The 18,235-nt window shown below is 43.3% G+C and carries 11 protein-coding genes, 13 tRNA genes and 1 pseudogene; 24 read left to right on the forward strand and 1 reads right to left on the reverse strand.

Annotation, left to right across the window (positions count from 1 at the left end):
* Nucleotides 1–52: 52 nt before the first annotated feature.
* From pncC to Q7674_RS09555, 22 genes are all read left to right on the forward strand, one after another.
* Nucleotides 53–544, forward strand: a complete 492-nt coding sequence (gene pncC, locus Q7674_RS09450; protein WP_305423616.1) for a nicotinamide-nucleotide amidase — start codon at nucleotides 53–55, stop codon at nucleotides 542–544.
* Nucleotides 545–669: 125 nt separating this feature from the next.
* Nucleotides 670–1,722 (forward strand): recombinase RecA, encoded by a 1,053-nt coding sequence (gene recA / locus Q7674_RS09455; protein ID WP_008988027.1) that lies wholly within the window; start codon nucleotides 670–672, stop codon nucleotides 1,720–1,722.
* A gap of 181 nt (nucleotides 1,723–1,903) precedes the next feature.
* Entirely contained in the window at nucleotides 1,904–3,133 is a 1,230-nt protein-coding gene (gene kch, locus Q7674_RS09460) for a voltage-gated potassium channel protein (protein ID WP_305423618.1), read from the forward strand.
* Between the two features lie 290 nt (nucleotides 3,134–3,423).
* Entirely contained in the window at nucleotides 3,424–6,048 is a 2,625-nt protein-coding gene (alaS, locus tag Q7674_RS09465; RefSeq protein WP_045064379.1) for an alanine--tRNA ligase, read from the forward strand.
* 16 nt (nucleotides 6,049–6,064) lie between these two features.
* The gene (locus Q7674_RS09470) at nucleotides 6,065–7,249 is read left to right on the forward strand and encodes an aspartate kinase (RefSeq protein ID WP_023933497.1); all 1,185 of its coding nucleotides are present in this window, start codon (nucleotides 6,065–6,067) and stop codon (nucleotides 7,247–7,249) included.
* An 86-nt stretch (nucleotides 7,250–7,335) separates the two neighbouring features.
* Nucleotides 7,336–7,533: a carbon storage regulator CsrA gene (gene csrA, locus Q7674_RS09475; RefSeq protein ID WP_005371488.1), complete on the forward strand. Its 198-nt coding sequence runs from the start codon at nucleotides 7,336–7,338 to the stop codon at nucleotides 7,531–7,533.
* Nucleotides 7,534–7,781: 248 nt separating this feature from the next.
* Nucleotides 7,782–7,873, forward strand: a tRNA-Ser gene (locus Q7674_RS09480).
* Between the two features lie 49 nt (nucleotides 7,874–7,922).
* Nucleotides 7,923–7,999, forward strand: a tRNA-Arg gene (locus Q7674_RS09485).
* A gap of 48 nt (nucleotides 8,000–8,047) precedes the next feature.
* Nucleotides 8,048–8,139, forward strand: a tRNA-Ser gene (locus Q7674_RS09490).
* A 51-nt stretch (nucleotides 8,140–8,190) separates the two neighbouring features.
* Nucleotides 8,191–8,267, forward strand: a tRNA-Arg gene (locus Q7674_RS09495).
* A gap of 48 nt (nucleotides 8,268–8,315) precedes the next feature.
* Nucleotides 8,316–8,407, forward strand: a tRNA-Ser gene (locus Q7674_RS09500).
* Between the two features lie 100 nt (nucleotides 8,408–8,507).
* Nucleotides 8,508–8,584: transfer RNA gene (locus Q7674_RS09505), tRNA-Arg, on the forward strand.
* 50 nt (nucleotides 8,585–8,634) lie between these two features.
* Nucleotides 8,635–8,711, forward strand: a tRNA-Arg gene (locus Q7674_RS09510).
* A 50-nt stretch (nucleotides 8,712–8,761) separates the two neighbouring features.
* A tRNA-Arg gene (locus tag Q7674_RS09515) sits at nucleotides 8,762–8,838 on the forward strand.
* A 50-nt stretch (nucleotides 8,839–8,888) separates the two neighbouring features.
* Nucleotides 8,889–8,965 (forward strand) — tRNA-Arg (locus Q7674_RS09520).
* A gap of 50 nt (nucleotides 8,966–9,015) precedes the next feature.
* Nucleotides 9,016–9,092: transfer RNA gene (locus Q7674_RS09525), tRNA-Arg, on the forward strand.
* A gap of 50 nt (nucleotides 9,093–9,142) precedes the next feature.
* Nucleotides 9,143–9,219 (forward strand) — tRNA-Arg (locus Q7674_RS09530).
* A 50-nt stretch (nucleotides 9,220–9,269) separates the two neighbouring features.
* Nucleotides 9,270–9,346, forward strand: a tRNA-Arg gene (locus Q7674_RS09535).
* A 50-nt stretch (nucleotides 9,347–9,396) separates the two neighbouring features.
* Nucleotides 9,397–9,473: transfer RNA gene (locus tag Q7674_RS09540), tRNA-Arg, on the forward strand.
* A 452-nt stretch (nucleotides 9,474–9,925) separates the two neighbouring features.
* Nucleotides 9,926–10,180 (forward strand): oxaloacetate decarboxylase subunit gamma, encoded by a 255-nt coding sequence (locus Q7674_RS09545; protein ID WP_023933496.1) that lies wholly within the window; start codon nucleotides 9,926–9,928, stop codon nucleotides 10,178–10,180.
* A 61-nt stretch (nucleotides 10,181–10,241) separates the two neighbouring features.
* A complete protein-coding gene (gene oadA / locus Q7674_RS09550; protein ID WP_045064381.1) occupies nucleotides 10,242–12,023 on the forward strand; it encodes a sodium-extruding oxaloacetate decarboxylase subunit alpha in 1,782 nt (593 codons plus the stop codon).
* A gap of 9 nt (nucleotides 12,024–12,032) precedes the next feature.
* The gene (locus Q7674_RS09555) at nucleotides 12,033–13,166 is read left to right on the forward strand and encodes a sodium ion-translocating decarboxylase subunit beta (protein WP_008988034.1); all 1,134 of its coding nucleotides are present in this window, start codon (nucleotides 12,033–12,035) and stop codon (nucleotides 13,164–13,166) included.
* Nucleotides 13,167–13,219: 53 nt separating this feature from the next.
* Here the strand turns inward: Q7674_RS09555 and Q7674_RS09560 are convergent, their stop codons facing one another.
* Nucleotides 13,220–14,608: an IS4 family transposase gene (locus Q7674_RS09560; protein ID WP_305423620.1), complete on the reverse strand. Its 1,389-nt coding sequence runs from the start codon at nucleotides 14,606–14,608 to the stop codon at nucleotides 13,220–13,222.
* Nucleotides 14,609–14,812: 204 nt separating this feature from the next.
* Between Q7674_RS09560 and Q7674_RS09565 the strand changes: the two genes are divergently transcribed.
* Together Q7674_RS09565 and Q7674_RS09570 are read left to right on the forward strand one after the other, a co-directional pair.
* Nucleotides 14,813–15,259, forward strand: a complete 447-nt coding sequence (locus Q7674_RS09565; RefSeq protein ID WP_045066484.1) for a YqaA family protein — start codon at nucleotides 14,813–14,815, stop codon at nucleotides 15,257–15,259.
* Nucleotides 15,260–15,270: 11 nt separating this feature from the next.
* Nucleotides 15,271–18,121 (forward strand): annotated as a pseudogene (locus Q7674_RS09570) (M16 family metallopeptidase).
* The last annotated feature ends 114 nt before the right edge of the window (nucleotides 18,122–18,235 follow it).

An 18,235-nucleotide genomic window follows, 5' to 3' on the forward strand; every position in this document is an offset into this window, starting at 1 on the left:
TGAAGTCATGCTTTTATGCACCATCATTAATCGTATTAGCAAGGAGCAACAAATGAATATTGAACAGCTGGTCACTGATTTAGGACTAGCCTTAAAAGATAAAGGTTGGATTGCGACAACCGCAGAATCATGTACCGGTGGTGGGGTCGCTTATGCCATCACTGAAATTCCTGGTAGCTCAGCATGGTTCAACCGTTCATTTGTCACCTATAGTAATGAAGCAAAGCAAGAGATGCTGAGTGTTTCAGGTGCAACACTGGCAGAGTTTGGTGCAGTCAGTGAAGGCGTTGTATTTGAAATGGCTTGTGGTGCATTGGCGGCATCTCGTGCTGATATTAGTGTAGCGATCAGTGGTATTGCTGGTCCTGACGGAGGCACTGCTGAAAAGCCTGTTGGTACGGTGTGGTTTTGTTGGGCTGATAGTACAGAATGGCGATACACCACTTGTTGTCATTTTGAAGGCGATCGAAAAACAGTCAGATTACAAGCGATTGCTAAAGCCTTGTCTGTCATGCTAGAGCGAGTAAAAAGCGTGAATGAGTAAAAGTGGGCTGACGCATATTTAACAAAAAAAATGTAGTCACCTATAGACACTGTATGAATAGACAGTATACTAGTCTGCATTCAAACAGTTCAGAAATTTCATTTTAGCATCCGTTGGAGAGTCGAATGGACGACAACAAACAAAAGGCTCTTGCCGCAGCGTTAGGCCAGATTGAGAAGCAGTTCGGTAAAGGTTCAATCATGAAGTTGGGCGATAACCGTACTATGGATATCGAAACAATTTCAACAGGTTCCCTATCTTTAGATATTGCACTGGGTGCTGGTGGCTTACCAATGGGTCGTATCGTAGAAATCTACGGTCCTGAATCTTCAGGTAAAACAACTTTAACACTTGAAACGATTGCAGCAGCTCAGCGTAAAGGAAAAACCTGTGCTTTCATCGATGCTGAACACGCACTGGATCCTATTTACGCACAAAAGTTGGGTGTAGATATCGATCAGCTTTTAGTTTCTCAGCCTGATACAGGTGAGCAAGCTCTAGAAATTTGTGATGCATTAGCACGTTCTGGTGCCGTTGATCTTATCGTTGTTGACTCCGTTGCCGCACTAACACCTAAAGCTGAAATTGAAGGTGAAATGGGTGACTCACACATGGGTCTACAAGCACGTATGCTTTCTCAAGCAATGCGTAAGCTAACAGGTAACCTAAAGCAGTCTAACTGTATGTGTATCTTCATCAACCAGATCCGTATGAAGATCGGTGTGATGTTTGGTAACCCAGAAACGACTACTGGTGGTAACGCACTGAAGTTCTACGCATCTGTTCGTCTTGATATCCGTCGTACTGGCGCTATCAAAGAAGGTGACGAAGTTGTTGGTAACGAAACGCGCATTAAAGTAGTTAAGAACAAGATTGCCGCACCATTTAAGCAAGCTGATACACAGATCCTTTACGGTCAAGGCTTTAACCGTAACGGTGAGCTAGTTGATCTAGGTGTTAAGCACAAGCTAGTAGAAAAAGCAGGTGCTTGGTACAGCTACAAGGGCGATAAGATCGGCCAAGGTAAAGCAAATGCGTGTAAGTTCTTAACTGAGAATCCAGAGACAGCAGCAGAGATCGAAGCGAAGTTACGTGAGCTATTACTTAGCCCTGTAACGGAAGGCGAAACATCTGAAGCACAAGACAACATGGATATCGAAGAAGACGAAGCATTCTAAGACGTCTTTAATCGTGAAAACCCAGCCAACAGGTTGGGTTTTTTTATATCTTTTGTTTTTGAAAATAGACATTTAAATCCCTGTCATTAGCTGGTTTTTGATCTAATATACCTGAACATCATTTTTTATTTACTAAACTGTGAATGTAAGTCGTTGATAATACTTTGTAGGTGTGTGTTAGGTGAAAGAAGGTTTTTCATTACTGCGTTGGATTGGACGTACTCTACGCCGTTTTGCGTTGTGGCTTTATAGCATTAGACATATTTTTGTCGCGCTATTTGTCCTTGCCAATAGTGGCCTTATATTCCACACCATTTATGGTTTGCAGGTTGATGTTATTGCTATTTTTAACGTTAAAAATTACGAGCAAATCAACCATACGTTTTTAACTAATGCCCCATATTTTATGTTGGGTGTCTTTATTGCGCTAAGCTCGATAGGATTATTTTTTCGAGCTAGGATCTCATGGATGATCAGCTTTACCTTGATGATCATCGATACTCTCTATACGGCACATATCCACCCAGATCAAATCTATAATATTCATTATGGTTTGATTTCATTGGTTATTTTATTCTTAGTTCGACGTCATTTTTCAAGAAGCAGTGTTGCGGCGGGTAGTATTTTTGCTTTGATCAGTGTGATCACCTTAATGCTCACGTCAACCTATGGTGCGTTGTACTTTGGTGATGGTTTTGAACCTAAGATCACTTCACTGTTGACGGCGTTTTATTATGCGATAGAAACCATGTCGACAGTAGGATACGGTGATATTGTTCCGGTCTCTGAGCCTGCGCGATTATTTACCATTTCTGTGATTGTTTCCGGTATTACCGTATTTGCAACATCGGCAACATCCGTATTAGGCCCGGTTGTTCATAGTGGTTTTGAACGACTCGTTAAAGGTAATAGCAAAAAGATGAATAGAACCAATCATTTTATTATTTGTGGCTTATCAAGCCTTGCAGTGAATACCATTAAACAATTGTCATCACGGAAACAGCCAATCACCGTGATTGTCTCTCCGCGTACTCAGCAAGCAGCGAAAGACTTACTAGAAGATCTTGATGTAGTGGTTGGCGATTACAGCGATGGTGAGATTTTAACGCAAGCTGGCGTGATGAATGCCAAAGCTATCTTGGCATTGAGTGATGATGATGCCGATAACGCGTTTATTGTGCTATCAGCAATAGAGCTTGATAGTAATGCGCGGACTGTTGCGTTGGTTAACGACAGTAAAAATATCAATAAAGTAAAAAGCGTTAATCCTGATATCGTGATTTCACCACAGCAGTTTGCGAGCGATATTTTGGCACGCGTACTTAATGGTGAAAGTATTGATAGCGATTCTATCGTTTCATCATTGCTCAATTCTGTGCAGGGATTATCTGAAAAAGAAATTTCGAAATAGCGACTAACTTGCCACTATCTGCTTTATTCGTTGTAAATCTCATTCAATCGTGAGAATTACACAGACAAATGCATTAAACATTTCGATTATTTAATGCATTTGTCCACATAACATTTCCTGTTATTGCCACCGTTGTTTTACAATAGACCCCAAAAAATTTATCTTAGTTCGATTACTCAACTCAGCCTTTTATCAAAAGTGTGTATTACGCACCAATAAAGGGTGAGTCAGAAGATCACCTAAGTATGATTTTCTGTCTTTCAATAAAAGCATTAATTCAGGATTTGCCAATGTACATGAGCACTGATGAGATCCGCCGTGCGTATCTTGCGTTTTTCGAGAGCAAAGGCCACCAAATCGTGGAAAGCTCCTCTCTTGTACCTGCGAACGACCCAACATTGTTGTTCACAAACGCGGGTATGAACCAATTTAAAGATGTTTTCTTAGGTTTAGAAAAGCGCAGCTACACGCGAGCGACAACGGCACAGCGTTGTGTACGTGCAGGCGGTAAGCATAACGACCTTGAAAATGTAGGCTTTACAGCGCGTCACCACACATTCTTCGAAATGTTAGGTAACTTTAGCTTTGGTGATTACTTCAAGCATGACGCTATCGCATACGCTTGGGAATTCTTAACATCAGTACTTAAGCTTCCTGCGGATCGCCTTGTTGTTACCGTTTATGAAACGGATGATGAAGCATTTGATATCTGGAACAAAGAAGTAGGTATTCCAGCTGATCGTATCGTGCGTATCGGTGATAAGAAAGGCGGTAAGCCTTTTGAATCTGACAACTTCTGGCAGATGGGTGACACAGGTCCTTGTGGTCCATGTACAGAAATTTTCTACGATCACGGTGATCACATTTGGGGTGGCCGTCCAGGCACACCAGAAGAAGATGGCGACCGTTTCATCGAGATCTGGAACAACGTATTTATGCAGTTCAACCGTCAAGCTGACGGCACAATGGAACCGCTACCTAAGCCTTCTGTTGATACAGGCATGGGTATTGAGCGTATTGCTGCAATCATGCAAGGCGTACACTCAAACTACGAAATCGACATTTTCCAAACGCTAATCAAAGAAGCGGCGAAAGTGATCGGTTTTGACGATCTATCTAACCAATCACTACGCGTTGTTGCTGACCACATCCGTTCATGTGCTTACCTGATCTCTGACGGTGTTATGCCATCAAACGAAGGTCGTGGTTATGTACTTCGCCGTATTATCCGTCGCGCAGTACGTCACGGTAACAAGTTAGGTGCACAAGGTGCGTTCTTCTACAAGCTTGTAGGTCCTCTTGCTGAGATCATGGGTACTGCTGGTGAAGAGCTAAAAGCACAGCAAGAGCTAGTAGAAAAAGTTCTTAAGATTGAAGAAGACAACTTTGGTCGTACTCTTGACCGTGGTTTGACAATTCTTAACGAAGCACTAGATAACTTAGACGGTAAAGTGCTTGATGGTGAAACAGTATTTAAACTATACGATACGTACGGTTTCCCTGCTGATTTAACCAACGATGTTGCTCGTGAGCGTGGCTTCTCTATCGATGAAGAAGGTTTTGAAGCGGCAATGGAAGAACAACGTCAACGTGCTCGTGATGCGGGTAACTTTGGTGTTGATTACAACGATGCAATCAAAGTTGATGCTGAAACAGAATTCTGTGGTTACAGCGCAACAGACGGTGAAGGTGAAATTGTTGCCCTATACCGTGATGGCGTTGCTGTTGACAGCGTAAATGCAGGTGAAGATGCGTTAGTTGTACTAACGAACACACCATTCTACGCAGAGTCAGGCGGTCAATGTGGTGATAGCGGTATTCTTACTGCTGAAGGTGTACTGTTCAACGTTGCTGACACGCAAAAGTTCGGTGCAGCTATTGGTCATAAAGGTCAAGTAGCTGAAGGTACGCTAACTGTTGGTCAAAAACTAACAGCGTCTGTAGATTCAGCGCGCCGTGCAGCAATTAGCCTAAACCACTCAGCAACACACCTAATGCACGCAGCACTGCGTAACATTTTAGGTGAGCATGTCGCTCAGAAAGGTTCATTAGTAAAAGCTGATGGTCTACGTTTCGACTTCTCTAACCTAGAAGCAGTTAAACCAGAACAACTACGTGCTGTAGAAATTATGGTTAACGACCAAATCCGTGCTAACCATGCGATTGAAACCAATATCATGGACATCGAAGCGGCGAAAGCGAAAGGTGCAATGGCACTGTTTGGCGAGAAGTACGACGATGAAGTACGTGTACTAAGCATGGGTGAGTTCTCAACTGAGCTTTGTGGTGGTATTCACGCGAATCGTACAGGCGACATTGGTCTGTTTAAGATCCTATCTGAGAGCGGTATCGCTGCAGGTATTCGTCGTATCGAAGCGGTAACAGGTGCTGTTGCAATCGAAGCGATGCACACTGAAGATGCAATGCTTGCTAAGACAGCTCGTCTAGTTAAATCGGATTCAGCATCAGTTGTTAGCAAAGTGGAAGCATTAGTTTCACACAGCAAGCAACTAGAAAAAGAAATTCAACAATTAAAAGATAAGCTAGCGGCTCAAGAAGGCGCAAACCTTATCAACCAAGCGCAAGAGATCAACGGCGTTAAAGTTTTAATCGCAAAACTTAACGGTGCTGATAACAAAGCCCTACGTGGCATGGTTGATGAATTAAAGAATCAGCTAGGTAGTGGTGTAGTTCTACTAGGTAATGTAAGCGACGATAAAGTTGGCTTGATTGCTGGTGTAACAAAAGATCTTGTTGGCAAAGTTAAAGCGGGTGAACTAGTTAACCTAGTTGCTCAACAAGTTGGCGGTAAGGGCGGCGGTCGTCCTGATATGGCGCAAGCAGGCGGTACAGACGCAGCAGCATTACCTGCAGCACTAGAAACCGTTGCACCATGGCTAGCTGACAAACTGTAATCACTGGAGAGGTAATGTGGCACTATTAGTGCAGAAATTTGGTGGAACATCGGTTGGCTCGATTGAGCGAATTGAAGCGGTGGCTGAGCGTGTCATTAAAGCACGCCAGTCTGGCCATCAAGTTGTCGTTGTTCTTTCTGCTATGGCAGGGGAGACCAATCGTTTATTAGGTCTAGCCAAGCAAATTGACGAAGTACCAACACCGCGCGAGCTGGATGTATTGCTTGCTGCGGGCGAGCAGGTGTCAATTGCCTTGTTAGCCATGGCACTGAATAAACGTGGCTACAGTGCGGTATCGTTGACAGCTGATCAAGTTGTTATTCGAACTGATAATGCATTTAATAATGCCACCATTCGTGAAGTAGAAACGCAACGAATGACAGCATTACTTGGCAACGATAACATTGTTATCGTTGCTGGTTTCCAAGGTCGTGATGTTGAAGGTAACATCACTACCTTGGGCCGTGGTGGCTCTGATACCACTGCGGTTGCTATTGCCAGTGCGTTAGATGCCGACGAATGTCAGATCTTTACCGATGTCGATGGTGTTTACTCCACTGATCCAAGAATCGTTCCTACAGCAACACGACTAGATGTGATCCACTTCGACCATATGACGTCAATGGCACGTTTAGGGGCGAAAGTGCTACAATTGCAATCTGTAGAGTACGCCTGTCAGCATCGCGTTCCACTTCGAGTGCTTTCTTCTTTTGATGAAGGCGAAGGAACGCTAGTAAATTTTGATAGTATGGTTTCATCAACTATCATAGGTGTCGCGCTACAAAAGCAGCATGTATTGCTAGAAATAGCGCTACCAAAAGCAGAGCTTAGCAAGCAAATTACATTATTTGGATTAACGCCGTGGATTCTTGATCACGCTAGTGATGAGAATAAATCACAAATAGTTGCTGCAAATGATGATATTGCGCGTTTGAAGCTAGTTTTTGATAGTAAAATGCGCCATATTGGAATGGTCTCAATTTTGTCTCTGGTTGGAGATGGAACGCAACATTGTTTGGATGCCGTCCAAAAAGTGTTAAAAGAGGCTAGCATTAAAGTGCATACTTATCAGGGTGACGCTAAGTGTTTATCTTTGTTGATTGATGATGAAGATCATGTCGCTGCTGTAGATTTAATCCATAAAAAGTTTGTGGTTGATGTCCAAAGTCTGGATAATCAATCATATCTCGCTGTTTCTTGAGCAGTGGCTATTTACGAAAACGTAAATAATATTGGATAATAAACGTTAAATTCTTATAAGATTGAGATGACTCAAGGAGCACATAAATGCTAATTTTGACACGTCGCGTAGGTGAAACTCTAATGATCGGTGACGAAGTTACCGTTACAGTTTTAGGTGTTAAAGGTAACCAAGTACGTATTGGTGTTAATGCACCTAAAGAAGTATCTGTTCACCGCGAAGAGATCTACATGCGAATTCAAGCGGAAAAAGAAACTGACTCTCAGGGTTCTGGCAACTACTAATTTTAAAAAGGTCAGGTATAAAAGCCTGGACTTTTTTGTATCTGCTATATGCGGTTATTTAAAATATTTATTTAATTAGCAAAGGGAATAGCAGCAAATAAGTTAAAAATGAGTGAATATTTTAACGCTTACGTTGTATAAATTATCTCATTGGCTATTAAGTACGCATGCAGTCAGAGATTGTCGTTTTTTATCAATAAAGTGTTTGACTTATTTTTGGCTGACAGTAATATGAGCCCCCGAAAGACGGTGAGGTGGCCGAGAGGCTGAAGGCGCTCCCCTGCTAAGGGAGTATACGGTTTATCCCGTATCGAGGGTTCGAATCCCTCCTTCACCGCCATTTTTCTTGTTTAATATCTTAAATAAGAATGTCTTAAATGACACTCAGTGCGCGCGTAGCTCAGCTGGATAGAGTACCTGGCTACGAACCAGGCGGTCGGAGGTTCGAATCCTCCCGCGCGCACCATTATTTAGAGTGATGAGTTTTAAACTTATTATTCGCACCGATTTGAGTGGTGAGGTGGCCGAGAGGCTGAAGGCGCTCCCCTGCTAAGGGAGTATACGGTTTATCCCGTATCGAGGGTTCGAATCCCTCCTTCACCGCCATTTATTCTTGTTTAATCTTCTTAAATAAGAACGTCTAAAAAGACACTCAGTGCGCGCGTAGCTCAGCTGGATAGAGTACCTGGCTACGAACCAGGCGGTCGGAGGTTCGAATCCTCCCGCGCGCACCATTATTTAGAGTGATAAGTTGTAAACTTATTATTCACACCGATTTGTGTGGTGAGGTGGCCGAGAGGCTGAAGGCGCTCCCCTGCTAAGGGAGTATACGGTTTATCCCGTATCGAGGGTTCGAATCCCTCCTTCACCGCCATTCTTTTGCTGTTGTCAATAATTACCGCGAGGTAAGGTTTGACGACTGCGTTATTCCTTTTTATAGCTAAAAGGAATATCTTTCCTAGAAGAAAGACAGTGCGCGCGTAGCTCAGCTGGATAGAGTACCTGGCTACGAACCAGGCGGTCGGAGGTTCGAATCCTCCCGCGCGCACCATTATTTAAAGTGATGAGCCTCAATGCTTGTTACTGCAACACCGATTTAGTGCGCGCGTAGCTCAGCTGGATAGAGTACCTGGCTACGAACCAGGCGGTCGGAGGTTCGAATCCTCCCGCGCGCACCATTATTTAAAGTGATGAGCCTCAATGCTTGTTACTGCAACACCGATTTAGTGCGCGCGTAGCTCAGCTGGATAGAGTACCTGGCTACGAACCAGGCGGTCGGAGGTTCGAATCCTCCCGCGCGCACCATTATTTAAAGTGATGAGCCTTAATGCTTGTTACTGCAACACCGATTTAGTGCGCGCGTAGCTCAGCTGGATAGAGTACCTGGCTACGAACCAGGCGGTCGGAGGTTCGAATCCTCCCGCGCGCACCATTATTTAAAGTGATGAGCCTCAATGCTTATTACTGCAACACCGATTTAGTGCGCGCGTAGCTCAGCTGGATAGAGTACCTGGCTACGAACCAGGCGGTCGGAGGTTCGAATCCTCCCGCGCGCACCATTATTTAAAGTGATGAGCCTCAATGCTTGTTACTGCAACACCGATTTAGTGCGCGCGTAGCTCAGCTGGATAGAGTACCTGGCTACGAACCAGGCGGTCGGAGGTTCGAATCCTCCCGCGCGCACCATTATTTAAAGTGATGAGCCTTAATGCTTGTTACTGCAACACCGATTTAGTGCGCGCGTAGCTCAGCTGGATAGAGTACCTGGCTACGAACCAGGCGGTCGGAGGTTCGAATCCTCCCGCGCGCACCATTATTTAAAGTGATGAGCCTTAATGCTTGTTACTGCAACACCGATTTAGTGCGCGCGTAGCTCAGCTGGATAGAGTACCTGGCTACGAACCAGGCGGTCGGAGGTTCGAATCCTCCCGCGCGCACCATTGTTTAAAAGCTCAGCCTTTGGCTGGGCTTTTTTCATATCTGTTGCTTTTTCATTTCCATTCATTGTTTGTTTTATTAAAGCTCTATTCTTTGTGAGAATAATAGAACTTGGCTTTTATTTACTTAGAATCAATAAGGGTATCTAACCCATTATTTATCATGGTAATTTCTGTGTTTTAAGCTTATATCTCGCGTTTAAAAATTTATTCTTATTCTCTTCTTTTTATTAAATATCAGTATCTTAAAATCTTATCCTTTAGATATGTGTATCACCATTAATACTGTGGCTGCATGTAAAGAAATTCTGCAATAAAGACTGATAATTATGTTTAATTTGAGCAAAAATCAGACTAATGTTGCAAAATTAATCAATTTTTGTAAATCGGTTTGACTTGTTTTTAATTGTCATGATAATCGTTAACACTACGGTCACAACTAGAAGGGATTTATGATGACTGATCTGGGAGATACGCTGTGGCAAGCAGCGGTAATTATGGCAACAGGAATGGTTGTTGTATTTGTCTTTCTATCAATCCTTATTTTTTTGGTGAAACTGTTGGCAAAACTTGCGCCAGCAGAGCCAATTGAAGCGCCTCAAACTGTCAAATCGGCAGTGACCCCAAATCAAAACGGTATTAAACCTGATGTGATTGCAGCGATCTCAGCCGCTGTGCATCAGTATCGCCAAGCGAAAAGCTCGAGCTGATATTTTCAACTAATAAACAGTTTTGATTTTAGGACACTTATTCTTACAAGGAGTTTTGAACATGTCCAAGCCTCTAGCTATCACCGATGTGGTATTGCGTGATGCACACCAATCTTTATTTGCTACCCGTCTTCGCCTTGAAGATATGTTGCCAATTGCCGCTCAACTTGATGATGTGGGTTATTGGTCGTTAGAAACATGGGGCGGCGCTACTTTTGATTCGTGCATTCGTTATCTTGGTGAAGATCCTTGGGAGCGTCTGCGCGCATTAAAACAAGTGATGCCAAAAACACCTATGCAGATGTTACTTCGTGGACAAAATCTACTTGGCTATCGTCATTATGGTGATGATGTTGTAGAGAAGTTTGTTGAGCGCGCACACGCGAATGGTATGGATGTTTTCCGTATTTTTGATGCCATGAACGATGTACGTAACCTTGAAAAAGCAACTAAATCTGTTGTTGATGTTGGTGCTCATGCGCAAGGTACCATTTCTTACACAACTAGCCCTGTACATACATTAGATACATGGACTGATTTGGCTAAGCGTTTGGAAGATCTAGGCTGTCACTCGATTTGTATTAAAGATATGGCGGGGTTACTCAAGCCTTATGAAGCCGAAGAGCTGATCAAACGTATTAAAGCATCGTGTGATATTCCATTAGCCTTGCACTGTCATGCAACAACAGGACTTTCAACAGCAACTGCCATGAAAGCAGTAGAAGCTGGACTCGATATTCTTGATACGTCTATTTCTTCAATGAGCCAAACTTACGGCCACACACCAACAGAAACGGTAGTCGCAATGCTACAGGGTACTGGTCGTGATACGAACTTAGATCTTGAAAAGTTCGCACCTATTGCCAGCTATTTCCGTGATGTACGCAAAAAATATGCGAAATTTGAAGGCAGCTTAAAAGGTGTTGATGCACGTATTCTACTAGCACAAGTACCTGGTGGCATGCTGACTAACATGGAAAGTCAGTTAAAAGAGCAAGGTGCAGCCGATCGTTTTGATGAAGTATTAGAAGAGATCCCACGTGTACGTGAAGATCTTGGTTTTATTCCATTAGTTACGCCAACATCACAAATTGTCGGTACTCAGGCTGTATTGAATGTACTGACAGGTGAGCGTTATAAGAGCATCAGTAAAGAAACAGCCGGTATTTTAAAAGGCGAATACGGTGCTGCGCCTGCGCCAGTAAATAGCGAGCTTCAAGCAAAAGTGCTTGATGGTGCTGAGCCAATCACTTGTCGTCCTGCTGATTTGATTGCTGATGAACTATCAACGTTAACAGATGAATTAGTGGCGAAAGCGAAAGCTGACGGTATTACACTTGCTGAGCAGCAAGTTGATGATGTATTAACTTACGCATTATTCCCACAAGTTGGGCTTAACTTCCTTAAAAATCGTAACAACCCTGATGCTTTCGAGCCAGCACCTACGGGTGAAGAGCTTGCTGTTGCCGCATCTGCTGTGAAAGCTGCTGCTGAGGTTGAAAGCTATAGCGTACGTGTAAATGGTCAGGTTTATAACGTTGAAGTTGCAGAAGGTGGTGAGCTTTCTTCTGTGGAAGTGGCGCAACAGCCAGCATCAGCGCCTGTCGCTGCGCCTACGCCAAGTGCTGCTGCAGAGGCGGTAGGAGCACCGCTAGCGGGTAATATCTTTAAGATCAACGTTCAGCCAGGTCACCAAGTAACTGAAGGTGATGTGTTAGTGATCTTAGAAGCGATGAAGATGGAAACAGAAGTACGTGCAGCACGTAGTGGTGTCGTTGACCAACTACATGTTAAAGAAGGTGACTCTGTGACTGTTGGCTCGCCAATCATTAGCTTGGCATAAGAGGTAACCATGGAAGGTTTATTAAAACTCTGGGCCGAAACAGGGATTGCGAACTTCGAGTTTGGTCAGATCGTGATGATCATCGTCGGGTGTGGTCTACTGTTTTTGGCTATTCGTAAGGGCTTTGAGCCGTTATTGCTATTGCCGATGGGATTCGGTGCCATTCTTGCCAATATCCCTAATGCTGGGTTCACAGATCCAGGTGGTCTACTGTACTACATCTATTATGTGGGGATTGAAACGGGAATTTTCCCACTGCTGATCTTCATGGGGGTTGGTGCCATGACCGACTTTGGTGCCTTGATTGCTAACCCTAAAACCTTGTTATTAGGTGCGGCAGCGCAGTTTGGTATTTTCTTTACCTTATTCGGTGCAATTGTATTGAATGTTATACCGGGTATGGAATTTACGCTCGCTGATGCGTCATCAATCGCTATCATTGGTGGTGCGGATGGTCCTACAGCTATCTTCCTTGCAAGTCGCTTATCACCGGATCTTTTAGGTGCAATTGCGGTTGCGGCATATAGCTATATGGCGCTGGTGCCGATTATCCAGCCACCGATCATGAAGGCGTTAACAACACCTGAAGAGCGTCAAATTCAGATGCAACAGCTTCGTCACGTAACGAAGATGGAAAAAGTATTGTTCCCATTAGCGGTATTGCTAATGACAATCTTGTTCCTACCATCAGCAACCCCACTGGTTGGTATGTTCTGTTTAGGTAACTTAATGCGTGAATCTGGTGTGGTTGATCGTCTGTCAAATACAGTACAGAACGAGCTTATTAACATTGTGACTATCATGCTTGGTTTAGGTGTAGGTTCAAAACTTGAAGCTGCAACATTCCTTCAGATCGAAACACTGGGTATCTTGGTGCTAGGTGCGGTGGCATTCAGTGTCGGTACTGGCGGCGGTGTGTTAATGGCAAAAGCGTTAAACCGCTTTAGTAAAGAGCCAATTAACCCACTGATCGGTGCGGCGGGGGTATCTGCGGTACCGATGGCGGCACGTGTGGTTAATAAAGTAGGTTTAGATGCAAACCCACAAAACTTCTTATTAATGCACGCAATGGGACCAAACGTGGCAGGGGTATTAGGCTCAGCAGTAGCTGCAGGTATTTTGTTAGCACTGGTTGGTGGCTAATACTTCCATAATTCGTTATTAAAGATAAAGGCAGCATATCGCCTGTCTCTTGATCACAAGTTATTGTGTTCAAGAGACTTAGCTAGCTCATATCCTTCAAGGATGGTTTGTAACCTAAACCATCCTTGCCATAATGTCTTTACAGAAGCGCGACCAGTCCGCTTGGTATCTTTCCAGCCTCCTAATCGTGCAATGCCTCTGTAAGCCCATGATATATTCGGCGCTTCTTTCGGCAACGCTTTCTTCTCCAATTTTAACCACATGAGCTTCCACGACTTACCTTTTAACACCAATTCACAACTGTTATTGGATAACGCTTCAGATTCGTTCATAAACCTTAACTGGAGTAAACGAGTGGCAATAAAAGCCAAAATAACACTGAGCCTTTCTAAGTTATCTTTACTTTGCATTCTCAATTGTTCAACTTGCGTGCCTTCACTTTTCCAAACCTTGTGAAAATCTTCTATCAGCCACCGACGCTCATAATAACTGACGATTTTAAGTGCTTCTTCTTTATTTGTTACTGGCTCTGATGTCAGTAAATGCCATGCGAGTTTATCGTCACTTTTACCTTGCTCTATACATCCGACATAGTAGAGATGAATATTATCGAACTCTTTTTTATTGGCGGGAGACTTAAGTGTCACAGGGGCATATTTGATGTCTAGATGAGCCGTGCGGGATTTACGACCGCCTTTTTGCGGTATTTTTAGCTCTTTGCTTCCTGCTGATAACAACTTGGAAGCGTAGTCATAAAGACGATTATCATGCTCCTCGATACAGCGACTTTGCATTGAGCGAACGATAAATCGTTGTTGTTGCTCGTGCTTGTAAGTGAGGTACTCGAATAAATCGGCTTCTCTATCACATACAGAAATAACCTCTGACATTTTCTCGCCTAGTCGCTCTGCAACATGGCGAGATGCTTGCTCCCATTTATAACTTTCTTTTTCTTTGTACGGTCGAGTTGCGTGCTGGTGCCTCTGCCCTCGCTTTTTAATATCTCGAGTCCAACGTTGTTGTTCAATTAAACCAACAACTGTTTGAGTTTCGGGAGCAAAAAGCAAGGTTGAGTGAACGAACATCGCTCGGTGTCGATTACCTTGATTAGAGTGCCCGAGATCATCTCGTATGCTGCGATGTGAATAACTTAGAGAAGTAGTATCTTCTAATGCAAGAAGTGTTTGTTGCTCTAAAGCTTCTTGTGCTGTGACATAAAATCCGGTTTCTGCAATATCTTCTGCTTTGATTTGCTCATTACGAACAAAACGATAAGCCCCTTCCATATCTGCAGGGGAGATGATGAGTTTTGAGACAGGTATACCAGGTTGCTCAGCCAGTGAGGCGGCTAGAGTGACGAGTCTTTGAGTTCGTCTTGGGTCATTAAGGTCGGCTTGACCGAATTGTTTTTGTGCCCAAAGAGTTGGTTCTATATAGGTCATGATAATCATCCTTGTCATTGCTTTGATGATCAGATCATGAAACGTAAAATTAGTTCAAAAAAATCCCCAAGCTGCAGCTTAGGGATTTGTGTATAAGAGACAGGCATATCGCTGCCTTTTTTTGTTTTTAAGCATAATAAAAACGGTTTAAACGTTTATCGTCCAGTGGCACACTGCGTCATCAATATATTAAGGCGTTAATCAATGACTGAGTTTTTTTCCGGTGATACGGGATTATGGGTGTTATTTGCAACCGGTTTTTTAAGTGCAACTTTGTTACCTGGTGGATCTGAGGCTAACCTTATTGCGGCAGTTAAGCTAGGTGATAACCCGATTTGGCAAATTGTTGCTGTTGTCGCAATAGGTAATACTTTAGGTGGTCTCACTAATTATTGGTTAGGGCTTTTACTTCCCGATAAAACTTCCGAGCAAAAACAGAGTCATAAAGCTTTATTGTGGTTAAAAAAATACGGTTACTGGAGCTTGTTGCTAAGCTGGATGCCTATTATTGGTGATCCCTTATGTTTAGCGGCAGGCTGGCTACGCATGCGTTTTTGGTGGTGTGCTGTAGTTATATTTATTGGAAAAACATTACGTTATATCGCATTAGCCGCAATTGTACTGGGACTTTTCCCATCATTACCGTTTTAAGGAATTCGAGAGTGCAAAAATGGATCCTGAGTGCAGCTGTGCTGTCACTAACGGGCTGTAGTCAATTTGTAGAGCAGTCATCAACGCAAGCGTTACCGAAAGGGGTGACGTTTGTCGAGCAAGTCAAAGCGGTGAAGGGAGAAGCTGTGATCCCTTATAGTAAATACCGTTTAGCCAATGGACTTACTGTTATTTTATCGCCTGATCATTCTGATCCGTTAGTGAATGTGGATGTGACTTACCATGTTGGCTCAGCGCGCGAGCAACAAGGTAAATCAGGATTTGCTCACTTCTTTGAGCATATGATGTTCCAAGGCTCGAAACATGTCGGCGATCAGCAGCATTTCAAATTGATCACTGAAGCTGGCGGTAATTTAAACGGCAGTACTAACCGAGATCGCACTAATTATTTTGAAACGGTACCAGCCAACCAATTAGAAAAAGTCTTGTGGCTTGAGTCCGATCGTATGGGCTTTTTGCTTGATGCGGTATCTCAGCGTAAGTTCGAAATTCAGCGTGATACGGTGAAAAACGAGCGTGCGCAAAATTTTGAAAACCGTCCGTATGGTTTGATTTATGAAAAAATGGCGGAAGCTTTATATCCACGTAGCCATCCATATTCATGGCAAACCATTGGCTATGTAGAAGATTTAGATCGTGTTGATGTTAACGATCTTAAAGCTTTCTTCCTGCGTTGGTACGGGCCAAACAATGCTACCTTAACCATTGGTGGTGATATCAATAAAGCGCAGACATTGGAATGGGTGAATAAATACTTTGGCTCTATTCCACGAGGTCCAGAAGTAAAAAATGCACCGAAGCAGCCTGTGACATTGCCGTCTGATCGTTACATTACACTGCAAGATAATATTAAGCAGCCAATGTTAATGATGGGGTGGCCGACAGCGTATTTAGGCGCAGCAGAACAACCATCATTGGATATGTTAGGCCAAGTGATTGGTAGCGGTACCAATAGCTTGCTCTATCAAAAACTGGTGAAAACAGGTAAAGCAGTTGATGCAGGCGCATTTCAAGATTGTGCAGAGCTCGCTTGTACCATGTATGTGTATGCGATGGCACCAAGTGGCGACAAAGGTCACCTAGATACATTACGTAAAGAAGTGATGTCAGTCGTTAACGGTATTGAGCTACAAGGGATCAAGAAAGCCCAACTGGATGAAATTAAAGGTTCGGTTGAAGCGAGTGCGATTTATGGCTTACAAAGTGTCAGCGGTAAGGTCTCACAACTAGCGGCTTATCAGACATTCTTTGGTAACCCTAACTATATATCAACGGATCTAGCGAACATTGATAAAGTGAATACGCAAAGCGTTATGCGAGCGTACAACCAGTACATTTATCAGCACCCTAGTGTCACGCTAAGTGTTGTTCCACATGGTGAATTACAGCTTCAGGCGGCAAAACCTAACTATACGCCAGCTCCGCGCGTGTTACCGAAAAATACCAAGATTGAAGATAAAGATCTGGCGTATCGCACCGTCAAAGACAACTTTGATCGCTCAGTAATGCCGAAGGCTTCAAAACCTGTTAAAGCGGTAATGCCAACCTTGTACGAGTTTAGCTTAGCGAATGGGATCAAAGTGATTGGTACTCAGTATCAAGAAACCCCAACCATCAGCTTACAGTTAACAGTACCGAGCAGGGCGTCGTTTAGATCCGGCGAGTAAAGAGGGCTTAGCTGAGCTAACCGCAGCCATGATGAATGAAGGCTCAGAGAAGTTTACTGCTGAAGAAATAGCTTCTAAGTTAGATACGCTAGGCAGTAGTATTTCTGTTCATGCAGGGCTTTATGACACAACAATATCGCTAAGCACATTAACCAAAAACTTACCTGAAACCATGGCGCTATTGGAACAACGTTTATTCCATCCTGCGTTTACAGAAAGTGATTTTAACCGCCTTAAAAAGCAGATGATTGAAGGTATTGTTTATGAGCACCAAAGTGTTGATTGGTTAGCAAGCCAAGCAACCCGAGAAGTATTATTTAAAGGGACGGTATTTAGTCGTCCATCTGATGGTACGAAACAAACGTTGAGTCGTATTACGCTGCAAGATGTGAAAGATTTCTATAAGCGTTATTACACGCCAAACAGTGCTGATGCGGTTGTGGTAGGGGATATCACCCAATCTCAATTAACGAAAGCATTAGCGCCTATTGGTCAATGGCAAGGGGCACCAGCACCAAGTATTACGCCACAAGTTCTACCTGTATTAAAGCAGCAAGCAATTTGGTTAGTGAATAAGCCTAATGCTCCACAAACGGTGATCCGTTTAGCGCGTCAAGGGATGCCATTTGATGCAACGGGGGAGCTATTTAAAACCCAGTTAGCTAACTTTAACTTAGCTGGTAACTTTAATAGCCGTATCAACATGAATTTACGTGAAGATAAAGGTTATACCTATGGCGCTGGCGGTTACTTCAGTGGTGGTAAAGAGGTAGGACTCGGCGTGTATTACGCTCAAGTTCGCGCGAATACTACTGTTGCTTCGATTAAAGAATTCTTAGCTGAACTTAAGAAAATGAGTACATCAGGGTTAACCGATAAAGAAGTTAACTTTATGCGCTTAGCGGTAGGTCAGCAAGATGCCCTTAGTTATGAAACACCAAGCCAAAAAGCAGCCTTATTAGGTAATATCTTGGCTTATCATCTACCTAAAGATTTTGTCGCGCAACGTAATCATATTGTCGATAGCATCAGCAAATCCACGATGGATAAACTTGCCGAAAAATGGTTTAACCCTAAAGACTATCAAATCATTGTGGTTGGTGATGCGAAAAGCTTAGAACCACAATTGAAGACATTAGGGCTACCTGTTCATCTTCTCTCCCTAACGAAATAATTGTGCTTTCGGTAACAACCAGTACAGGGTGCTGGTTGTTACCATTCAGTAAAAGTCTTTCGCAAGTTTTGCTGATATAAATGATGGTAATCACACGCAATAATGATTACTCTG

The sequence above is a fragment of the Photobacterium leiognathi genome, assembly GCF_030685535.1.
In the GTDB taxonomy this organism is placed as follows: Bacteria; Pseudomonadota; Gammaproteobacteria; order Enterobacterales; family Vibrionaceae; genus Photobacterium; species Photobacterium leiognathi.

Bases quoted from the DNA above. Each gene is read 5' to 3' on its own strand.
- pncC (WP_305423616.1), top strand. From the start codon at position 53: ATGAATATTGAACAGCTGGTCACTGATTTAGGACTAGCCTTAAAAGAT.
- recA (WP_008988027.1), top strand. From the start codon at position 670: ATGGACGACAACAAACAAAAGGCTCTTGCCGCAGCGTTAGGCCAGATT.
- alaS (WP_045064379.1), top strand. From the start codon at position 3,424: ATGTACATGAGCACTGATGAGATCCGCCGTGCGTATCTTGCGTTTTTC.
- csrA (WP_005371488.1), top strand. From the start codon at position 7,336: ATGCTAATTTTGACACGTCGCGTAGGTGAAACTCTAATGATCGGTGAC.
- Q7674_RS09545 (WP_023933496.1), top strand. From the start codon at position 9,926: ATGACTGATCTGGGAGATACGCTGTGGCAAGCAGCGGTAATTATGGCA.
- oadA (WP_045064381.1), top strand. From the start codon at position 10,242: ATGTCCAAGCCTCTAGCTATCACCGATGTGGTATTGCGTGATGCACAC.
- Q7674_RS09555 (WP_008988034.1), top strand. From the start codon at position 12,033: ATGGAAGGTTTATTAAAACTCTGGGCCGAAACAGGGATTGCGAACTTC.
- Q7674_RS09560 (WP_305423620.1), bottom strand. From the start codon at position 14,608: ATGACCTATATAGAACCAACTCTTTGGGCACAAAAACAATTCGGTCAA.
- Q7674_RS09565 (WP_045066484.1), top strand. From the start codon at position 14,813: ATGACTGAGTTTTTTTCCGGTGATACGGGATTATGGGTGTTATTTGCA.